The organism is Paraburkholderia youngii (assembly GCF_013366925.1).
In the GTDB taxonomy this organism is placed as follows: Bacteria; Pseudomonadota; Gammaproteobacteria; order Burkholderiales; family Burkholderiaceae; genus Paraburkholderia; species Paraburkholderia youngii.
On record NZ_JAALDK010000002.1, the window covers coordinates 344,368 to 361,267 of the forward strand.

General features: G+C 66.0%; 13 protein-coding genes. 9 read left to right on the forward strand and 4 right to left on the reverse strand.

Annotation, left to right across the window (positions count from 1 at the left end; translation table 11 throughout):
* Nucleotides 1-79: 79 nt before the first annotated feature.
* On the reverse strand, nucleotides 80-1,246 hold the full coding sequence (locus G5S42_RS32850; RefSeq protein ID WP_176110958.1) for a M24 family metallopeptidase: 1,167 nt from the start codon (nucleotides 1,244-1,246) through the stop codon (nucleotides 80-82).
* Nucleotides 1,247-1,432: 186 nt separating this feature from the next.
* On the opposite strand from G5S42_RS32850, the gene G5S42_RS32855 reads away from it, so the two are divergent.
* Entirely contained in the window at nucleotides 1,433-2,428 is a 996-nt protein-coding gene (locus G5S42_RS32855) for a LysR substrate-binding domain-containing protein (protein WP_176110959.1), read from the forward strand.
* A 125-nt stretch (nucleotides 2,429-2,553) separates the two neighbouring features.
* On the opposite strand, the gene G5S42_RS32860 is transcribed toward G5S42_RS32855, so the two are convergent.
* From G5S42_RS32860 to G5S42_RS32870, 3 genes are read right to left on the reverse strand one after another with little or no spacing between them, the layout of a single operon-like run.
* Nucleotides 2,554-3,576, reverse strand: a complete 1,023-nt coding sequence (locus tag G5S42_RS32860) for an XdhC family protein (RefSeq protein WP_176110960.1) — start codon at nucleotides 3,574-3,576, stop codon at nucleotides 2,554-2,556.
* A gap of 19 nt (nucleotides 3,577-3,595) precedes the next feature.
* The gene (locus G5S42_RS32865) at nucleotides 3,596-5,035 is read right to left on the reverse strand and encodes an aldehyde dehydrogenase family protein (protein WP_176110961.1); all 1,440 of its coding nucleotides are present in this window, start codon (nucleotides 5,033-5,035) and stop codon (nucleotides 3,596-3,598) included.
* On the reverse strand, nucleotides 5,032-5,973 hold the full coding sequence (locus tag G5S42_RS32870) for a LysR family transcriptional regulator (RefSeq protein ID WP_176110962.1): 942 nt from the start codon (nucleotides 5,971-5,973) through the stop codon (nucleotides 5,032-5,034). Before G5S42_RS32870 ends, G5S42_RS32865 begins: the two co-directional genes overlap by 4 nt.
* 278 nt (nucleotides 5,974-6,251) lie before the next feature.
* Between G5S42_RS32870 and G5S42_RS32875 the strand changes: the two genes are divergently transcribed.
* Genes G5S42_RS32875 through G5S42_RS32910 form a run of 8 tightly spaced genes read left to right on the forward strand, consistent with a single transcriptional unit; the run spans nucleotide 6,252 to nucleotide 16,893 of the window.
* Nucleotides 6,252-7,745 (forward strand): UbiD family decarboxylase, encoded by a 1,494-nt coding sequence (locus G5S42_RS32875; protein ID WP_176110963.1) that lies wholly within the window; start codon nucleotides 6,252-6,254, stop codon nucleotides 7,743-7,745.
* On the forward strand, nucleotides 7,738-8,352 hold the full coding sequence (locus G5S42_RS32880) for a UbiX family flavin prenyltransferase (protein WP_013093433.1): 615 nt from the start codon (nucleotides 7,738-7,740) through the stop codon (nucleotides 8,350-8,352). Before G5S42_RS32875 ends, G5S42_RS32880 begins: the two co-directional genes overlap by 8 nt.
* Before the next feature lie 4 nt (nucleotides 8,353-8,356).
* A complete protein-coding gene (locus G5S42_RS32885; RefSeq protein ID WP_176110964.1) occupies nucleotides 8,357-11,395 on the forward strand; it encodes a xanthine dehydrogenase family protein molybdopterin-binding subunit in 3,039 nt (1,012 codons plus the stop codon).
* Nucleotides 11,392-12,213: an FAD binding domain-containing protein gene (locus G5S42_RS32890; RefSeq protein ID WP_176110965.1), complete on the forward strand. Its 822-nt coding sequence runs from the start codon at nucleotides 11,392-11,394 to the stop codon at nucleotides 12,211-12,213. The genes G5S42_RS32885 and G5S42_RS32890 overlap by 4 nt, the downstream gene beginning before the upstream one ends.
* Nucleotides 12,210-12,746, forward strand: a complete 537-nt coding sequence (locus G5S42_RS32895; RefSeq protein WP_176110966.1) for a (2Fe-2S)-binding protein — start codon at nucleotides 12,210-12,212, stop codon at nucleotides 12,744-12,746. Before G5S42_RS32890 ends, G5S42_RS32895 begins: the two co-directional genes overlap by 4 nt.
* Nucleotides 12,739-14,313, forward strand: coding sequence for an AMP-binding protein (locus G5S42_RS32900; RefSeq protein ID WP_176110967.1), 1,575 nt, complete (start codon nucleotides 12,739-12,741; stop codon nucleotides 14,311-14,313). Before G5S42_RS32895 ends, G5S42_RS32900 begins: the two co-directional genes overlap by 8 nt.
* A 6-nt stretch (nucleotides 14,314-14,319) precedes the next feature.
* Nucleotides 14,320-15,126 carry an enoyl-CoA hydratase/isomerase family protein gene (locus tag G5S42_RS32905; protein ID WP_176110968.1) on the forward strand — a complete coding sequence of 269 codons (807 nt, stop codon included), beginning with the start codon at nucleotides 14,320-14,322 and terminating at the stop codon, nucleotides 15,124-15,126.
* 45 nt (nucleotides 15,127-15,171) lie between these two features.
* The gene (locus tag G5S42_RS32910) at nucleotides 15,172-16,893 is read left to right on the forward strand and encodes a GMC family oxidoreductase (RefSeq protein ID WP_176110969.1); all 1,722 of its coding nucleotides are present in this window, start codon (nucleotides 15,172-15,174) and stop codon (nucleotides 16,891-16,893) included.
* Nucleotides 16,894-16,900 lie beyond the last annotated feature (7 nt).

The following is a 16,900-nucleotide window of genomic DNA, read 5'->3' on the forward strand; positions in this document are numbered from 1 at the left end:
TTCTCTGGGAATCTATGTTTTGAACTGCTGCGTGTCGGCGGCGCAGGGCCGCCCGCACGTTACGATCAGTTCACTGTGCTCACCAGTGCAGTTCCATCGGGAAATGGTCGAGCGTTTCGACGCCGCCCGAGGTCAACCGCACGATACGTTCCGTGCGCAGGCCGCCGACGTTCGGCACCGTGATCGTCGCCTTCAGCGTAAAGACCATGTTTTCCTGCAGCACGGTCCTGTTGCCCGGCCCGATCCACGGCGCTTCTTCTTCCGGGTCCATGCCGGTGCCGTGACCGGTGCCATGGCCGCGCGCTTCGCTCGAGTATTGCTCGTAGTTCGACTTCACCAGCGCCTGCTGGATCACCGCGTTCAACTCCATGGCCGCCATGCCGGGACGCGCGGCGGCCAGCCCCGCTTCGACCGCGCGCGCCGCTGCCGCGACGATCGCCATCTTCTCTGGATTCGCCGGACCGTAGGTAAAACCGCGTCCGCCGTCGGCCACGTACCCACGATAACGCGCACCGATGTCGGTCATGATGAGGTCGCCCGGTTGCAGGATGCGGTCGGTGGGGCGCGCCAGGTTATACGCCGAGCGCGGACCGGATTGCACCATCGAATCGAACGCGGTCCGGTCCGCGCCTCCCGCGAGCATCGCGCGGTCGGCGATCAAAGCGAGTTCGCGCTCGGTGTAGGGACGGCCGTCGGCGAGCGCGTCGCGAATCGCGGCCATCGCCGAATCGGTCAAGGCCGCGGCTTTGCGCATCAGCGCGACCTCGGGCTCGCTTTTGATCGCCTTGATCTCGGCCAGCACCATCGTCGGTTCGAGCTTCAGTTCGCCGAGACCGGCGTTCAGGCGCTGCAACAGGTCCGCGGGGATATAGGCGGCGCCAGCGAGGCCGACCGTGCCGCTGCGGTGCCGCGCAGAAAAGGCCTGCACCTGTTGCGTGACTTCACGCAGACTGCGCACCTCGAAGGCGGTCACGCTCGTCGCGTAATCGAAGCATTGATCCGACACGAACAGCACGGGGTCGCCGTCCACCGGCAGCAGCAGGATCGCATTGGCAATGTCCGAGACGCCGTCGAGCGGGCGGAACTCGGTGAAGTAGCCGATGTTCGCGCCACGCCAGCAATCGCCGAATGCAAGCAGGCCGACCAGGCCCGCCTTGTCGAGCGCGCTGCGGACCTTGGCGACGCGGCCGAGGAATTCGTCGGTGGTGATGCCTTCCGGCGGGATGTCTGCAGTACGGATGTTCATTACCTCTTCGCCTCCTGTGCGGCTGCATGCGCGGATGCTGGATGCAGCCGGTCTCGATGCCCATGATGGGAAACCGCCCGCCTTGAAATGCAGGGCGACTGCTGCATAGTAGGATTGTTCGATATGCTTTTATAATGAAAAATAACGCAAGATCTATATCAATACGGAATACATGGAGGCGGCATCGTGAGCTCGGCACTTCATCCGGACAGCGGCGCGGGGGTCATCGCGCCGGGCCGCTTCGACCCCACGCGCCTGAAGACGCGCCAATTGGCCCTGATCGTTCAGCTCGACACCCATCGCTCGGTATTGCGCGCGGCGGACGCCGCGCACATGACCCAACCCGGGGCGACCAAGTTGCTGCGGGAACTGGAAGAGACGATGGGTGTGCCATTGTTCGAACGCCATCCGCGCGGTGTCGAGCCCACCTGGTACGGCGAGGTGCTGATCCGCCATGCGCGCAGCGTGCTGGCGGAGCTGCAGCACGCGTACGACGAAGTGTCCGCGCTCAAAGCCGGCCTGACCGGGCAGGCGATGATCGGCACCGAGGTCACGGCGGCCACCAACCTCGTGCCGCAGGCCGTGGCGCTACTCAAGAAGCGCTTTCCGCAGATTCGCGTCAACATCGAGATGGAGTTCAGCGAGGTGCTGGTGCAGCGTTTGCAGGAAGGCAAGCTGGATATGATCGTCGCGCGAATCCGCAATCCGGACGATCTGGCGGAACTGCACTACGCCCCGCTCGCAGAAGCTCAGCACGCGCTGTTCGCGCGCGTTGGCCATCCGCTCGCCAAGCGTAAGGCTCTCAGTTGGAACGAACTGGCGCCGCAAACGTGGATCCTGCCGCCGAAGGGCAACGTGATGCGTAATCAGTTCACACAACTTTTTCTCGAACGGCAGCTCGCGTTGCCAACGGATGTGGTCGAGAGCTCATCGCTGCCTGTCATCACGAGTCTGCTGCAGATCAGCGATATGATCGCGCCGCTTGCGCGCGAGCCGGTGCGCCCGTATTGCATTGCCGGCGCGCTCGAACCGCTGCCGTTCGAGCTCGATCTGAAGCTCGGGCCGGCGGGCATCGTCACACGGCGCGGGGACAGGCTCTCACCGGGTGCGCGGGCGATGCTGCAAGCGCTGCGCGAGGCCGCCGGATTCGATACCGGAACCCCCGACGCCGACAACGACTGACTTACCTGGACGGGACTCAGCGCAGGCCGTCCACGGCGAAGGTGCGCGTGGCGGTCGATTTCCTGCGCCAGCAGTTGAGCGATGGACCGCTCGCCTTACGGCACCTGTGGTGAAATCGGTTCCGCTCACAAGGCGTCACAGCCCACCGCGTTGCCCGCCATCTCCCGGACCGCCTTGGCGCCTTCGACCCGCAGCAGTTCCGGCAACGACACGCCGTTTTTCGCGGCCGTCAATTCGGCCAGTATCGACAGGGCGATCTCCGGCGGCGTCCGGCTGCCGATGTAGATGCCCACCGGCCCGTGCAGGCGCGCGAGTTCTTCATCGGTGAGATCGAACTCCTTCAAGCGCTTGCGCCGCGCCGCGTTATTGCGACGCGAACCGAGCGCACCCACGTAGAACGCAGGCGTTTTCAGCGCTTCCATCAGCGCGAGATCGTCGAGCTTCGGATCGTGCGTCAGCGCGATCACCGCAGAGCGTTCGTCGAGCTTCATGTCCATCACGGTGTCGTCGGGCATGGCGCGAACGAGGGTCGTGCCGGGCACGTTCCACTCGTCCGTATATTCCTCGCGCGGATCGCATACCGTGACCTGATAATCGAGCCCCACCGCGATGCGGCACAGATAGCGCGACAACTGTCCCGCGCCGATCACCAGCATCCGGTAACGGGGCCCATGGATGCTCAGCAGCGTCGTCCCGTCGAACAGAAGACCGTCCGTCGCCTGCGCGGGTTCGAGGCGCGCAGCCCCCGTCGCCATGTCGAGCGTGCGCGCGACGAGCCTGCCTGCCTCCACCGCTGCACACAGCCCGGCGATATCGCTCGCGAGCGTCAACGGCTCCAGCACGAGCTGAATGGTGCCGCCGCAAGGCAGGCCGAAGCGATGCGCCTCCTGCGCGCTGACGCCGTACTTCAGCACCTGCGGACTTTCCTGTTCGATGCCTCGCTGCCGCACGCGATCGATCAGATCGTCTTCGATGCATCCGCCCGACACCGACCCGACCACCTGCCCATCGGCGCGCACCGCGAGCATCGCGCCCACGGGACGCGGTGACGATCCCCACGTCTTCACGACCGTCACCAGCAGCACGCGATGCCCGTCTGCCAGCCATCGCGCGCTGCTTTTCAGGACTTCGAGATCCACGCTATCCATTGACTCGCCTCCCTGCCGTTCACCGCAACGGCGCGATACCTTCCGCCACGCCGGCCGGCATGCAAATGTGCTTCAACTCGGTGAAGTCCGCCAGCGCATCGTAGCCGTGCAGCCGACCCAGTCCGCTTTGGCGATACCCGCCCGTTTCGGCTTCGGCGAAAAGCTTGTTGTGGTCGTTGATCCACACCGTGCCGTTGCGCAGCGCACGCGCGACGCGCAATGCGCGCGCTCCGTCGTGCGTCCATACGCTCGCCGAGAGACCGAAGACCGTGTCGTTGGCTTTCTCGATCGCTTCCATTTCGTTCTCAAAGACCTCCAGCGTGACGAACGGGCCAAATATCTCGTCCTGGCAAAAGAACGCCTTCGGATCGTCATGCTCGACGAGCGTCGGCGACAGAAACGCGTGCCCCGAGCAAGTGCCTCGCAGCAGCACACGCTCGGCCGTTCCGCACGCGCGCTCGATCGTCCGTGCCACCGCATCGCGCGTCGTGCCGTCGATGAGCGCGCCGATATCCGTCGCCGGATCGATGCCCGGTCCAACGCGCAGCGACGCAAGCGCCGACGCGAGGTGCTCGCGCATCTCCGCGGCGCGCGACGCATGAACCAGCACCCGGCGCGCCGCCGTGCATTGCTGCCCGGAGATGATCGTCGCGGCGCGCGCGAGACGCGGCGCTATCGCCGCAATGTCGGCATCGTCGAAGACGACGCAGCATGACTTGCCGCCAAGTTCGAGCGACAGCTTCTTCATGCTGTCGGCAGCGGCCGCCATGATCTTCTTGCCCGTCGCCGTCGATCCCGTGAAGCTCACCACGTCGACGCCGTGCGAATCGACGAGCCGCTGGCTGGCCGCGTATCCGCGTTCGTTGACGAGGTTCACCGCGCCTTCAGGCAACGCCGTGTGTTCGAAGCAGCGCAACATCGCGGCCGTGAGCAGCGACGTTTGCGCCGCCGGTTTGACGATCGCCGTGCAGCCGGCCGCGAGAGCGGGCGCGAGCGAGCGCACGAGCAGCACGGCGGGCGCGTTCCAAGGCACGATGATCGCCGCGACGCCGGCCGCTTCGCGCAGCATCGTCGATATCGTGCCCGGTTCCGGTTCGAGCACGTGCCCGGCAATATGGCGCGCGAGCCCCGCGTAATAGCGCACCTCCGATATCGCGCCGGCAATCTCGCCGCGCGATTGCGCGATCGCCTTGCCGTTTTCGCGCGTGAGCAGCGTCGCGAGCATGTCGCGTTCGGCTTCGAGCGCCGAAGCCCAGCCGAGCAGCACGTCCTGGCGCAAGCGCGCGTCTTGCGCCCATGTCGTGCGATCGAACGCGTGGCGAGCGGCGGCAATGGCGGCATCGGCTTCGCTCGATCCGCCGTCGGCGAACCGGCCGATGGCCTCGCCCGTCGCGGGATCGATGCTGTCGATGTTGGGCGTGCCGGTCCATTCGCCGGCAATCCAGTGTCGTGCGTTCATGAAGATCGTTCCTTGATGGTGTGTGAGGGCTCGTCGCCCGACAGGCTCGACGCGCGGTGCAACTCGTCGCCGATGATCGCGATCAGTGCTTCCGCCGCCGCGCTCAACGGGCGGCGCGGATGATTCACGCAGACGATGTGCCGCACGATGCGAGGCGCCAGAATCGGGTACGCGCGCAACGTGCCGTGCCGCGCGGCGCGCTCGACGACGATGCGCGGCAAAATCGTCGCAAAGCGCGTGTGCTCGACGAGCTTGAGAATCGTCGAAAGCACGTCGATCTCGAAGCGCGGCGCGAGCAGCACGTCCTCGTGTTGCGCGGCGCTGTCGAGCACGCCGCGCAGGCCGTGACGTTTGGTGGGCAACACGAGTTCCAGTTCGGGCAATTGCGCGAGTTCGATTGCATGCGGCAAGTCGGGGCCATGCGCGGCGCTGGTGGCTAGCACCATCTCTTCGTCGAGCAGCGGGCGCGAGTCGAGCGACAAGCGCGCGCGCGGCTTGTTGATGAGGGCGGCATCGAGCTGCCCGCCCGCCACCCAGTCGATGAAGGTCGCGCTGTAGCCATCGGCGACGGTGACTTCGACATCGGGGTAACGCGCGTGAAAGCGCGACAGCGAATCCGCGAGCACGCTTTCCGTCACCGATGCGATCAGCCCGATGCCGACATGCCCCGTCACCACTTCATCGCGCTGCACGAGTTGCTGCCGTGCGTGGGCAAGGTCACGCACGATCGGTAAAAACAGCCGGTACATCAGCCGTCCCGCGGCGGTCGGCGCCATGCCGTGCGCGCCGCGCTCGAACAGCTGTTGATGCAGTTCGTCCTCGAGCTTGGCGATCTGCATGCTCAGGGCCGGTTGCACGATGTTCAGCCGCTTCGCGGCACGGGTGACCGAGCCGTCCTCGAATAGTGCGATGAAGTACTGGATTTGCTTGAGGTCCATGTTCCCTCGTGGCATCAGCGATGCTAATGGGGCACGGTGACATTATCACCCCGCGTTCATCGACGATGCAGGGCCCCTTTTGGTAGTGCGCCTTTCAGTACGGGCGTGCGTGAGCGGTCTATTGATACGTAACTGTATGAGCGCTGTCATCCGGGCTAACACCGATATAACGACGAATGATTCATCGCATCAGTAAACAGTATTAGATGTTATGGCACGATCTCGCTACGCTTCATCCCATGCGCTTGCTACGGTAGCGCGCACAGATGGAGACGCTGATGAACACACGCGATGCCGCAACGCACGGCAATCCCTCATTCACCTGGGCAGGAGATCACGCCGACACCGGCTCGCTGTCGCTGCGCGACTGGCTCGCGCATCTCGGGAAAACCGGCCGGGTCGCGACGATCGACAAGCCGGTCGCGCTCGAGCACGAACTCGCCGCCATTGCAAAGCGCCTCGACGGCGAACAAGCTGCGTTTTTCGCGCAGCCGCACGGACATGGGATTCCCGTTGTGAGCGGCTTCATGTCGAAGCGCGCGTGGATCGCCGAAGCGATGGGCGTCGATCAATCGGCGTTGCTCGCGCGTTTTTCCGCTGCGGCCGCGGCGCCGCTCGCATCGAAACTGATTCAACGTGAAGACGCGCCCTGTCAGCAGGTGGTGCACACGAGCGGCATCGATCTCCACGCGCTGCTGCCCATTCCCACGCACAGCGAACACGACAACGGCCCGTACATCACCGCCGGTCTCGTGATCGCGCGCAATCCGCGCACCGGTGTGCAGAACGTCTCGATCAACCGCATTCAGGTGCACGGCCCCGATCGCATGGCGATCCTGCTGCTGCCGCGTCATCTCTACGCGTTCCAGCGCGACGCGGAAGCCGCGGGCGATGCGCTCGACGTCGCCATCGCGATCGGCGTCGATCCCCTGACGATGCTCGCGTCGCAAGCGATCACGCCGATCGATCACGACGAACTCGAAATCGCGGGCGCGCTGCACGGTGCGCCGCTGCCTGTCGCGCGGTGCGTGACGAACGGCGTGCACGTGCCGGCGTTCGCGGAGATCGTCATCGAAGGGCGCATTCTGCCGAACGTGCGCGAGCCGGAAGGTCCGTTCGGCGAATTTCCGAAGTACTACAGCGCGAAGGAAGCACGGGAAGTCATCGAAGTGACGGCCGTCACGCATCGGCGCGATCCGATCTTTCATACGATCGTGCCCGCCGAAATGGAGCATCTGCTGCTCGGCGCGATTCCGCGCGAAGCCACGTTGCTCGCGCATCTTCAGCGCAGCCATCCCGCCGTGAAGGACGTGCATCTGTCGGTGGGCGGCGTGTGCCGCTATCACCTGTGGGTGCAATTCGACAAGAAGCGCGAAGGCGAAGCGAAGAACGTCATTCTGTGCGCGTTCGGCGCGCATTACGACATCAAGCAGGTCGTCGTCGTCGATACCGATGTGAACGTGCACGATCCCGCCGAAATCGAATGGGCCATCGCGACGCGCTTCCAGGCAGACCGCGATCTCGTCGTGATAGCAGGCGCGCAAGGCTCGCCGCTCGATCCGTCGACGACGGTCGGTCAGCCCGACGATGCGCCGTCGCATCTGCAAGGCGTCAGCGCGAAGATGGGTCTCGATGCGACGCGCCCCGTCGTCTACCCCGCGCATGTGTTCACCCGCGTGCGCATACCGGGGCAGGACACGGTCGATCTGCAAGCACTCGTCGCCGCCGACAACAGCGCGTTCGACGCCTATCTGTCACGCGATCATGGCTGAACGAAAGAAACGCATCGTCGTCGGCATTTCGGGCGCAAGCGGCGCGGTGATCGGCGTGCGCTTGCTCGCCGCCCTGCGCCGGCTCGGCACGCACGAGACGCATCTCATCGTGTCGTCGTCGGGCGCGGTGACGGCCGCCCAGGAACTCGGCCTCGCGCGCGGTGATCTCGAAGCCGCTGCCGATGTCGTGCACAACGTGCGTGATATCGGCGCGGCCGTGGCGAGCGGATCGTTTCTGACCGAAGGCATGGTGATCGCGCCATGCTCGATGAAAACGCTCGCGGGCGTCGCGAACGGCTTCGCGGACAACCTGCTGACGCGCGCCGCCGATGTGATGCTCAAGGAGCGCCGCCGCCTCGTGCTGGTCGCGCGCGAAACCCCGCTCAATCTCGCGCATCTGCGCAACATGACGCTCGCCACGCAAATGGGCGCGATCGTGATGCCGCCGGTGCCCGCGTTCTACGCGCATCCGCAGACTATCGACGACGTGGTCGACCACACTGTCGGGCGCATTCTCGATCTGTTCGAGATCGAGCACGACGAGATTGCGCGCCGCTGGAGCGGTCTAGCCGATGAATTCGGCGGCCGCGCCGCACGTGAGGAGTAAGGTCATGAATCAGCGCGAAACCGCATTCGCCGATATGGACGCGCGCGCCGGCAACGAGGTGCGCGAAGCGAGCGCACCGCAGCGTCACATCGGACGCTCGATAGAGCGCCTCGAAGACCCGGCGATCCTGACTGGCCGTGGCCGCTATGGCGACGACATCGCTGTCAAGCCGGGCACGCTGCACGCCGCGATTCTGCGTTCGCCGCACGCGCACGCGGACATCCTGTCGATCGATACGCAAGCCGCGTCGAAACTCGCGGGCGTGCGTGCCGTGCTCACGCGCGACGATTTGCGTCCGTGGTCGCGACCGTTCGTCGTCGGCGTGAAATCGCCGATGGAACAGTGGGCGCTCGCGATGGACCGTGTGCGCTACGTCGGCGAGCCCGTCGCGGTCGTGATGGCCGAATCGCGTGCGCTCGCGGAAGACGCGCTCGATCTCATCAAGGTCGACTACGCGATGCTCGATCCCGTGACCTCGATCGAACAGGCCGCGAAGGACGACGCGCCGGTGCTGCACCAACGCGTCGGCAGCAACGTCATCAGCGACCGGCATTTCCGCTACGGCGAGCCCGAAACGGCCTTCGAGCGCGCGCCGCATCGCGTGAAGCTGGTCGCGCATTATCCGCGCAACACCTGCGCGCCGATCGAGTGCGGCGTGGTCATCGCCGAGTATCTTTCGGGCGAAGAAGGCTACGACGTCACGTCCAATTTCATGGGGCCGTTCTCGCTGCACGCCGTCATGGCGATGGCGTTGAACGTGCCTGCCAATCGGCTGCGTCATAAGGCCCCGCGCGATTCCGGCGGCAGCTTCGGCGTGAAGCAGGCGGTGTTTCCGTATGTCGTGCTGATGTGCCTCGCGTCGCGCAAGGCCGGCGCGCCGGTGAAGTGGGTCGAGGATCGGCTCGAACACTTGAGCGCGGCGACATCGGCGACGGCGCGTGTTTCAACCATAGAAGCGGCGGTCGAAGCCGATGGCCGAATCGTCGCGCTGTCTTACGATCAGCTGGAAGACGTCGGCGGCTACGTGCGCGCGCCCGAGCCGGCGACGTTCTACCGGATGCACGGCTGCCTGACGGGCGCGTACGCGATCCCGAATCTGCTCGTGCGCAATCGCGTCGTGCTGACGAACAAGACGCCGACGGGGCTCGTGCGCGGCTTCGGCGGCCCGCAGGTGTACTTCGCGCTGGAGCGGCTGATCCAGCGTATCGCGATCGACCTGAAGCTCGATGTGCTCGACGTGTATCGCCGCAACTTCGTTCCCGCCGATGCGTTCCCGTATCGAGCAGCGGCGGGCGCCCTGCTCGATTCGGGCAACTATCAGGAAGCGCTGCGCCGTTCACTCGACGAAGGCGGATACCGGGAACTCGTTGCGCGCCGCGACGCCGCGCGCAACGAAGGGCGGCTGTATGGCATCGGCTTCGCGGCGATCGTCGAGCCTTCGGTATCGAACATGGGCTACATCACGACCGTGATGCCAGCCGACGCACGCAAAAGAGCCGGGCCGAAGAACGGCGCGATCGCGAGCGCGACCGTCAGCGTCGATCTGCTCGGCGGCGTGGTCGTCACGATCGCATCGACGCCCGCGGGCCAAGGCCACATGACCGTGTGCGCGCAAGTCGTCGCCGATGTGCTCGGGCTCGATCCGAAGGACATCGTCGTCAACGTCGAATTCGATACGCACAAGGACGCCTGGTCCGTCGCGGCGGGCAATTATTCGAGCCGCTTCGCAGGCGCGGTGGCGGGCACGGTGCATCTCGCGGCGACGCGCGTGCGCGACAAGCTCGCGCGCGTGCTCGCGAAGCAGTTCAACTGCGCGCCCGGCGACGTGCGCTTCGAAGGCGCGCGCGTCTTTCCGCACGACGCCGAAGACCGCGCGCTGCCGTTCGCGCGTGCCGCGAGCAATGCGCCGCACTGGGCGCCCGCGCTCCTGCCCGAAGGCGAAGAGCCGGGCCTGCGCGAAACCGTGTTCTGGTCGCCGCCGCATATGGATGCGCCCGACGAACAGGACCGCATCAATACCTCGGCGGCATACGGCTTCGCGTTCGACATGTGCGGGGTCGAAGTGGATCGCGCGACGGGACGCGTGCGCATCGACCGGTATGTGACCGCGCACGACGCCGGCACGCTCCTCAATCCCGCACTCGCCGATGGCCAGATTCGCGGCGCGTTCGCACAAGGCCTCGGCGCGGCGCTGATGGAGGAGTTCCGCTACGGCGCGGACGGCAGCTTCCAGTCGGGCACGCTCGCCGACTATCTGATGCCGACCACCTGCGAAGTGCCCGATCCGCTGATCGTGCATCTGGAGACGCCTTCGCCTTTCACGCCGCTTGGCGCGAAGGGTCTCGGCGAAGGCAACAACATGAGCACGCCGCCGTGCATCGCGAATGCGGTGGCGGACGCGCTCGGCGTCGAAGACATTCGCCTGCCGCTCACGCCGCCCAGAGTGATGGCGATGATCGGCATCGACGATCCCGAACCGTCGCGGCCGGAATATCGCGAAGCGCCCGCCGCGAAGCCGGCGACGCCAGGCGGCGGTCGCGCACTGACGGCGCAGGGCGCGGTCGACCTGCCCGCGACACCCGAAGCCGTGTTCGCCGTGCTGCTCGATCCGAAGGCACTCGCTAAGGTCATTCCCGGCTGTCACGCGCTCGAAGAGACGGCGCCGAACCAGTATCGCGCTGACGTGACCGTCGGCGTCGGCATGATCAAGGCGCGTTTCGAGGCGCGTATCGGCTTGTCGGAGATCGATGCGCCGCGCCGCCTGCGACTCGCCGGCGCGGGAATCTCGCCGCTCGGCAGCGCGCGCGGCAGTGGTCTCGTCGAACTGACGCCGCAAGGCAGCGGCACGCGGCTCACGTACGACTACGAAGCACAGGTGTCAGGCAAGGTTGCGGCGGTCGGCGGCCGGATGCTCGAAGGCGCGGCGAAGGTCGTGCTCAAGCAGTTGTTCGAATCGCTCGGACGGCAGGCGGCGGGCAAGCCCGTGCAAGCGCACGGATCGTGGATCGCAAGACTCCTTGCACGTTTCAGGAGGCACGCATGAAGCCCGCACCGTTCGATTACCTGCGCGCGATGACCGCGCAAGACGCGCTCGACGCGCTCGCGCAATACGGCGAGGACGCCCGCGTGCTGGCGGGCGGCCAATCGCTGATGGCCGTGCTCAATATGCGGCTCGCGCAGCCGAAGGTGCTCGTCGATATCTCGCGCACCGCCGAACTCGATGCCGTGCGCGTGGACCAGCAGGCGCGGCATCTGGTCGTGAACGCAGCGGCGACGCAAGGCAGCGTCGAATGGCGCAGCACGCTCACCGACGAAGCGCCGCTGCTCGCGATGGCGTTCCCGCATATCTCGCACTTTCAGATTCGCAATCGCGGGACCGTGTGCGGATCGATCGCGCATGCGGACCCGAGCGCGGAGTTGCCGCTCGTGCTTGCGGCGCTCGGCGGTGACGTGATGCTGCGCTCGCGAAAAAGGCGCCGCACGCTCGCGGCGCAGGACTTCTTTCAGGGAATGCTGATGACCGCGCGCGAGCCTGACGAACTCGTCGAAGCGGTGCGCTTCCCGCTGCGCAAGGAAGGCGAGCGCTACGCGTTCGCCGAATTTTCCGCGCGGCACGGCGACTTCGCGATCGTCGCGTGCGCGGCCGTGGTCACCGACGAGTCGATCCGCATTGCTGTCGGCGGCGTCGCGGACCGGCCGGTGACGGAGCAATGGCCGCGTCTGCGGGGCGACGACCTGCGCGGCGCACTGAACGATTTGAGCTGGAAACTGAACGCGCAGGACGATGCGCAGATCAGCGCGGCGTATCGCCGGAATCTGGTCCGGCAACTCGGATGGCGCGTGATCGAGGAGGCAAAGTGAGCAAGATGTCGGACACCATCATGCGGCACGGCGAAGTGCGGCGCATCGCGCTGACGCTGAACGGCCGCGAACGAAGCGGCTATTGCGAGCCGCGCGAACTGCTGTCGGACTTCATCCGGCACGAACTGGGCGCGACGGGCACGCACGTCGGCTGCGAACACGGCGTGTGCGGCGCATGTACCGTGCAGGTCGATGGCGTCGCGGCGCGCTCGTGCCTGATGCTCGCGGTGCAGGCCGACGGTCGGCGTATCGATACCGTCGAAGGCCTTGCGCCCGATCAGACGCTCGGCGACCTGCAGCAGGCGTTCCAGCGGCATCACGCGCTGCAATGCGGCTTTTGCACGGCGGGCATTCTGATGTCGTGCGCGGATTATCTGCGGCGCGTGCCCGATCCTTCCGAAGAGCAGGTGCGCGAGATGCTCTCGGGTCATATCTGCCGCTGTACGGGCTACACGCCCATCGTGGCCGCCGTGCTCGACGTAGCGGCGCGCCGCCGGGCCGAGGCAAGCGCGAAGGAGGCCGAACATGCTTGATCTCGGACGCACGTTCCTGCAAAGCGTCGAGCGCAGTCCGAACGCGCTCGCGCTCGTCGATGGCGATGTGCAACTGACCTACGCGCAGTGGCATCGCATGATCCTGAATGTCGCCGATGGCCTGCGCGAACTGGGCCTGGAACACGGCGACCGGCTGCTCGTCGTACTGCAAAACCGCTGGGAAATGGCGACGCTGCATTGGGCCGGACAGTTCGCGGGCATCGTGATCGTGCCGCTCAACTGGCGCGCGAAGCCGGAAGAAGTCGACTACTGCGTGACCGACGCGGGGGTGAAGGCGATCGTCTACGAACCCGTCAGCGCGGATTCCGTCGCGCAGAGCGCCGCCGCGCAAAAAGTGCCGCGCGTCGGACTCGACGATGCGCCCGGCCGCACCACCACCTTCGATGCGCTCATCGTCGAACGAACGCGCAGTGGAGAGGTGACCGACACGACGCACGCCACCGCCGACGATATCTCGCTGATCCTCTATACGTCCGGCACGACGGGCAAAGGCAAGGGCGTGCCGCGCCGGCATCGGCATGAACGCGCGGGCGCGCTCGCGCACGTCGCGCAGAACCTCTACAGGCGTGGCGAACGCACGCTCGGCGTGATGCCGCTCTATCACACGATGGGCGTGCGCTCGTTGCTCGCGATGGCGCTCGTTGATGGCCTGTTCGTCTGCGTGCGGCGCTGGAACGCGAAGCTCGCGCTCGATTGCATTTCGAAGCACGCGCTCACCTGCCTCTATCTCGTGCCGACGCTCTATCACGATCTGCTCGCCGACAGCGCGTTCGCGAGCACGGACACGTCGTCGGTCAGAAAGCTCGGCTTCGCGGGCGCACCGATGAACGACGGCCTGCTCAAGCGCCTCTCGGCCGCGTTCGAGCCGGAGCTCTTCGTCAATCACTACGGCTCGTCCGAGGTCTACACGTTCAGCATCGACCAGGACGCGACGAAGAAACCCGGCAGCGCTGGCCGCGCGGGCATCAATACGCGGCTGCGCGTCGTGAAGCTCGATGCCCTCTCGCCCGATGCGATCGCCGAAGCCGGCGAAGAAGGACAGATCATCGTGGACCTGCTCGGCGACGAAGCCTTCGAAGGCTACTGGAATCGTCCGGACGCGAATGCGAAGTGCCTGCGCGAGGGCTGGTACTTCACCGGAGACACGGGCTATCTAGACCGCGACGGCGATCTGTACGTGACGGGCCGCGTCGACGACATGATCATCAGCGGCGGAGAAAACATCTCACCGGTGGACATCGAATCGGTGCTGTCGCTGCATCCCGCCGTCGATGAAGTCGCGGTCGCGGGCGTCAAGGACGAGCGCTGGGGGCAACGTGTGGTCGCGTTCATCAAGCGCCGCGAGTACGTCGATGCCGACTCGCTCGATGCATGGTGCCGTCAGTCGGACCTCGTCAACTTCAAGCGCCCGCGCGACTATGTGTTCGTCGACGACATTCCGAAGTCGCCGGTCGGCAAGATCCTGCGCCGCAAGCTGCAAGCGGGCGAGTACACGCCCGATTCACACGCCCTGCCCGCGCAACCTACAGCAACCACCAAGGAGTAACCCACAATGATTGATCTCACCCATCGCGGCCAGACGCTGCTGCAAGACCTCGACGGCTTCTCGGTCGAAATCGACGCGCAGCGCGAGCGCGCCGACATCATCCTGCATCGGCCGCCGTTCAACGTCATTTCGATGCACGCACGCGATCAGTTGCGCGCTGTGTTCGAAGCCCTCGACGAGGACGATCGCGTGCGCGTGATCGTCGTGCGCGCGAAGGGCGAGCATTTTTCGAGCGGCGGCGATATCAAGGGCTTTCTGGAAGCATCGCCGGAACACGTGTCGAAGCTCGCCTGGAATATCGCGGCGCCCGCGCGCTGCTCGAAGCCGGTGATTGCGGCCAATCGCGGCTTCTGCTTCGGCGTGGGCTTCGAGCTGTCGCTGGCCTGCGATTTCCGGATCGTCACCGATACGACCTTCTATGCGCTGCCGGAGCAGAAGCTCGGCCAGATTCCCGGCTCGGGCGGCTCGGCGCGTTTGCAGTCGATGGTCGGCATCGGCCGAACGAAGGACATCGTGATGCGCTCGCGCCGCATTCCTGGCGAGCAGGCGTACGAGTGGGGCATCGCGGTCGAATTCGTCGCGGACGCCGAACTCGAAGCGGCGACGGACGCGCTCGTCGACGAACTGCGCGCATTCTCGCCGCTCGCGCAGCGCACCGCGAAGAAGCTCTTGAACGATTCGGAAGACGCGCCCTTGTCGATCGCGATCGAACTCGAAGGCCATTGCTATAGCCGTCTGCGCTCGTCGGACGATTTCCGCGAAGGCGTCGAAGCGTTTCATGGCAAGCGCAAGCCGGTGTTTCGCGGCAGTTGATACCTGACACGCCGCACGGCGGACGAGACAAGAGGAGACAACGCGATGAATCGCTTCGACTACGTGATCGTAGGCGGCGGCTCGGCAGGATGCGTGCTCGCGCATCGGCTGTCGGCCGTGCCGTCGGTGCGCGTCGCGCTGATCGAGGCGGGCGCCGACACGCCGCCGGGCGCGGTGCCCGCGGCGATTCTCGACAGCTATCCGATGCCCGTCTTCTGCGGCGACACGTACATCTGGCCCGATCTGAAAGCGAAAGCCACGCCGCACGCCGCGCCGCGCGTCTACGAGCAGGGCCGCGTGATGGGCGGCGGCTCGAGCATCAACGTACAGTCGGCCAATCGCGGCCTGCCGCGCGACTACGACGAATGGGCCGCCAACGGCGCCGAAGGCTGGTCGTGGCGCGACGTGCTGCCGTACTTTCGCAAGCTCGAACGCGACGTGAACTTTCCCGGCGGCGAATTGCACGGCAGCGACGGACCCGTGCCGATCCGCCGGATCATGCCGAAGGACTGGCCGGCGTTCTGTCATGCATTCGCGCAGGGTTTGCGCGCGAACGGCTTCGCGGAACTTCAGGACCAGAACGGCGAATTCGGCGACGGCTTCTTTCCGGGCGCATTCTCGAACATCGACGACAAGCGCGTGTCGACGGCCATTGCCTATCTCGACGAAGCCACGCGCAAGCGTCCGAATCTCACCATCTATTCGAATCTGCGTGTCGAACGCATCGTGATGGAAGGCGCGACGGCCCGCGGTGTCGTCGCGATCGCGGCGAACGGCGAGCGCGTGGGGTTCGATGCGGGCGAGGTGGTGCTGAGCGCGGGCGCGTTGCAGTCGCCCGCGATGCTGATGCGCGCCGGTATCGGTGATGCGCGCCAACTCGTGGCGATGGGTATTCCGTGCGTGGCTGACCTGCCGGGGGTCGGACGCAATCTGCAGGATCATCCGTCGCTCACGTTCTGTCATTTTCTCGAGCCGCGCTTTCGCATGCCGCTCGCGCGACGCCGCGCGAGCATGATGGCCGCGCGCATGAGTTCGGGCGTCGCGGGCTGCGACGAGTCGGACCTGTATCTGTCGAGCGCGACGCGCGCCGCGTGGCATGCGCTCGGCAACCGGCTCGGCCTCTTTTTCCTCTGGTGCAACCGGCCGTATTCGCGAGGCCGCGTGCAACTGGCATCGCCCGATGCGGCCGTTGCGCCGCGCGTCGATCTGAATCTGCTCGACGACGAACGCGATTTGCAACGGCTCGCCGCCGGCGTGCGGATGCTGGCGCGCGTCGTCGACGCATCCGGTCTTGGCCGCGATTCACGCGACTTCTTCCCGGCCGCGTTCTCACCGCGCGTGAAGGCGCTGAGCAAGGTCGGTGAAGGCAATGCGCTTCTGACTTCGATCCTCGGCGTGCTGCTCGATACGCCCGCGCCGCTGCGGCGTCTGCTGATCGAACGCTTCTTCACGCGCGGCCTGCAGATGACTTCGCTGCTCCGCGACGAGCGCGCGCTCGCCGATTTCATCCGCGCGAACGTGTTCGGCGTGTGGCATGCGAGCGGCACGTGCCGCATGGGCGGCGCGCAGGACCGCGACGCGGTCACCGATACCGAAGGCCGCGTGCGAGGCACGCGCGGGCTGCGCGTCGCGGATGCATCGCTGATGCCGCGACTGCCATCGGCGAATACCAACATACCGACCATCATGATCGCCGAGAAGATCGCCGATGCGATGGTCGCCCAGCGACGGGCGAGCGTGGCATCGCCGTTCGCCGCCGCGCACTGACGATTTT

Coding starts and splice junctions, on each gene's coding strand:
- G5S42_RS32850 (WP_176110958.1), bottom strand. CDS start 1,246: ATGAACATCCGTACTGCAGACATCCCGCCGGAAGGCATCACCACCGAC.
- G5S42_RS32910 (WP_176110969.1), top strand. CDS start 15,172: ATGAATCGCTTCGACTACGTGATCGTAGGCGGCGGCTCGGCAGGATGC.
- G5S42_RS32865 (WP_176110961.1), bottom strand. CDS start 5,035: ATGAACGCACGACACTGGATTGCCGGCGAATGGACCGGCACGCCCAAC.
- G5S42_RS32905 (WP_176110968.1), top strand. CDS start 14,320: ATGATTGATCTCACCCATCGCGGCCAGACGCTGCTGCAAGACCTCGAC.
- G5S42_RS32890 (WP_176110965.1), top strand. CDS start 11,392: ATGAAGCCCGCACCGTTCGATTACCTGCGCGCGATGACCGCGCAAGAC.
- G5S42_RS32870 (WP_176110962.1), bottom strand. CDS start 5,973: ATGGACCTCAAGCAAATCCAGTACTTCATCGCACTATTCGAGGACGGC.
- G5S42_RS32900 (WP_176110967.1), top strand. CDS start 12,739: ATGCTTGATCTCGGACGCACGTTCCTGCAAAGCGTCGAGCGCAGTCCG.
- G5S42_RS32860 (WP_176110960.1), bottom strand. CDS start 3,576: ATGGATAGCGTGGATCTCGAAGTCCTGAAAAGCAGCGCGCGATGGCTG.
- G5S42_RS32875 (WP_176110963.1), top strand. CDS start 6,252: ATGAACACACGCGATGCCGCAACGCACGGCAATCCCTCATTCACCTGG.
- G5S42_RS32885 (WP_176110964.1), top strand. CDS start 8,357: ATGAATCAGCGCGAAACCGCATTCGCCGATATGGACGCGCGCGCCGGC.
- G5S42_RS32880 (WP_013093433.1), top strand. CDS start 7,738: ATGGCTGAACGAAAGAAACGCATCGTCGTCGGCATTTCGGGCGCAAGC.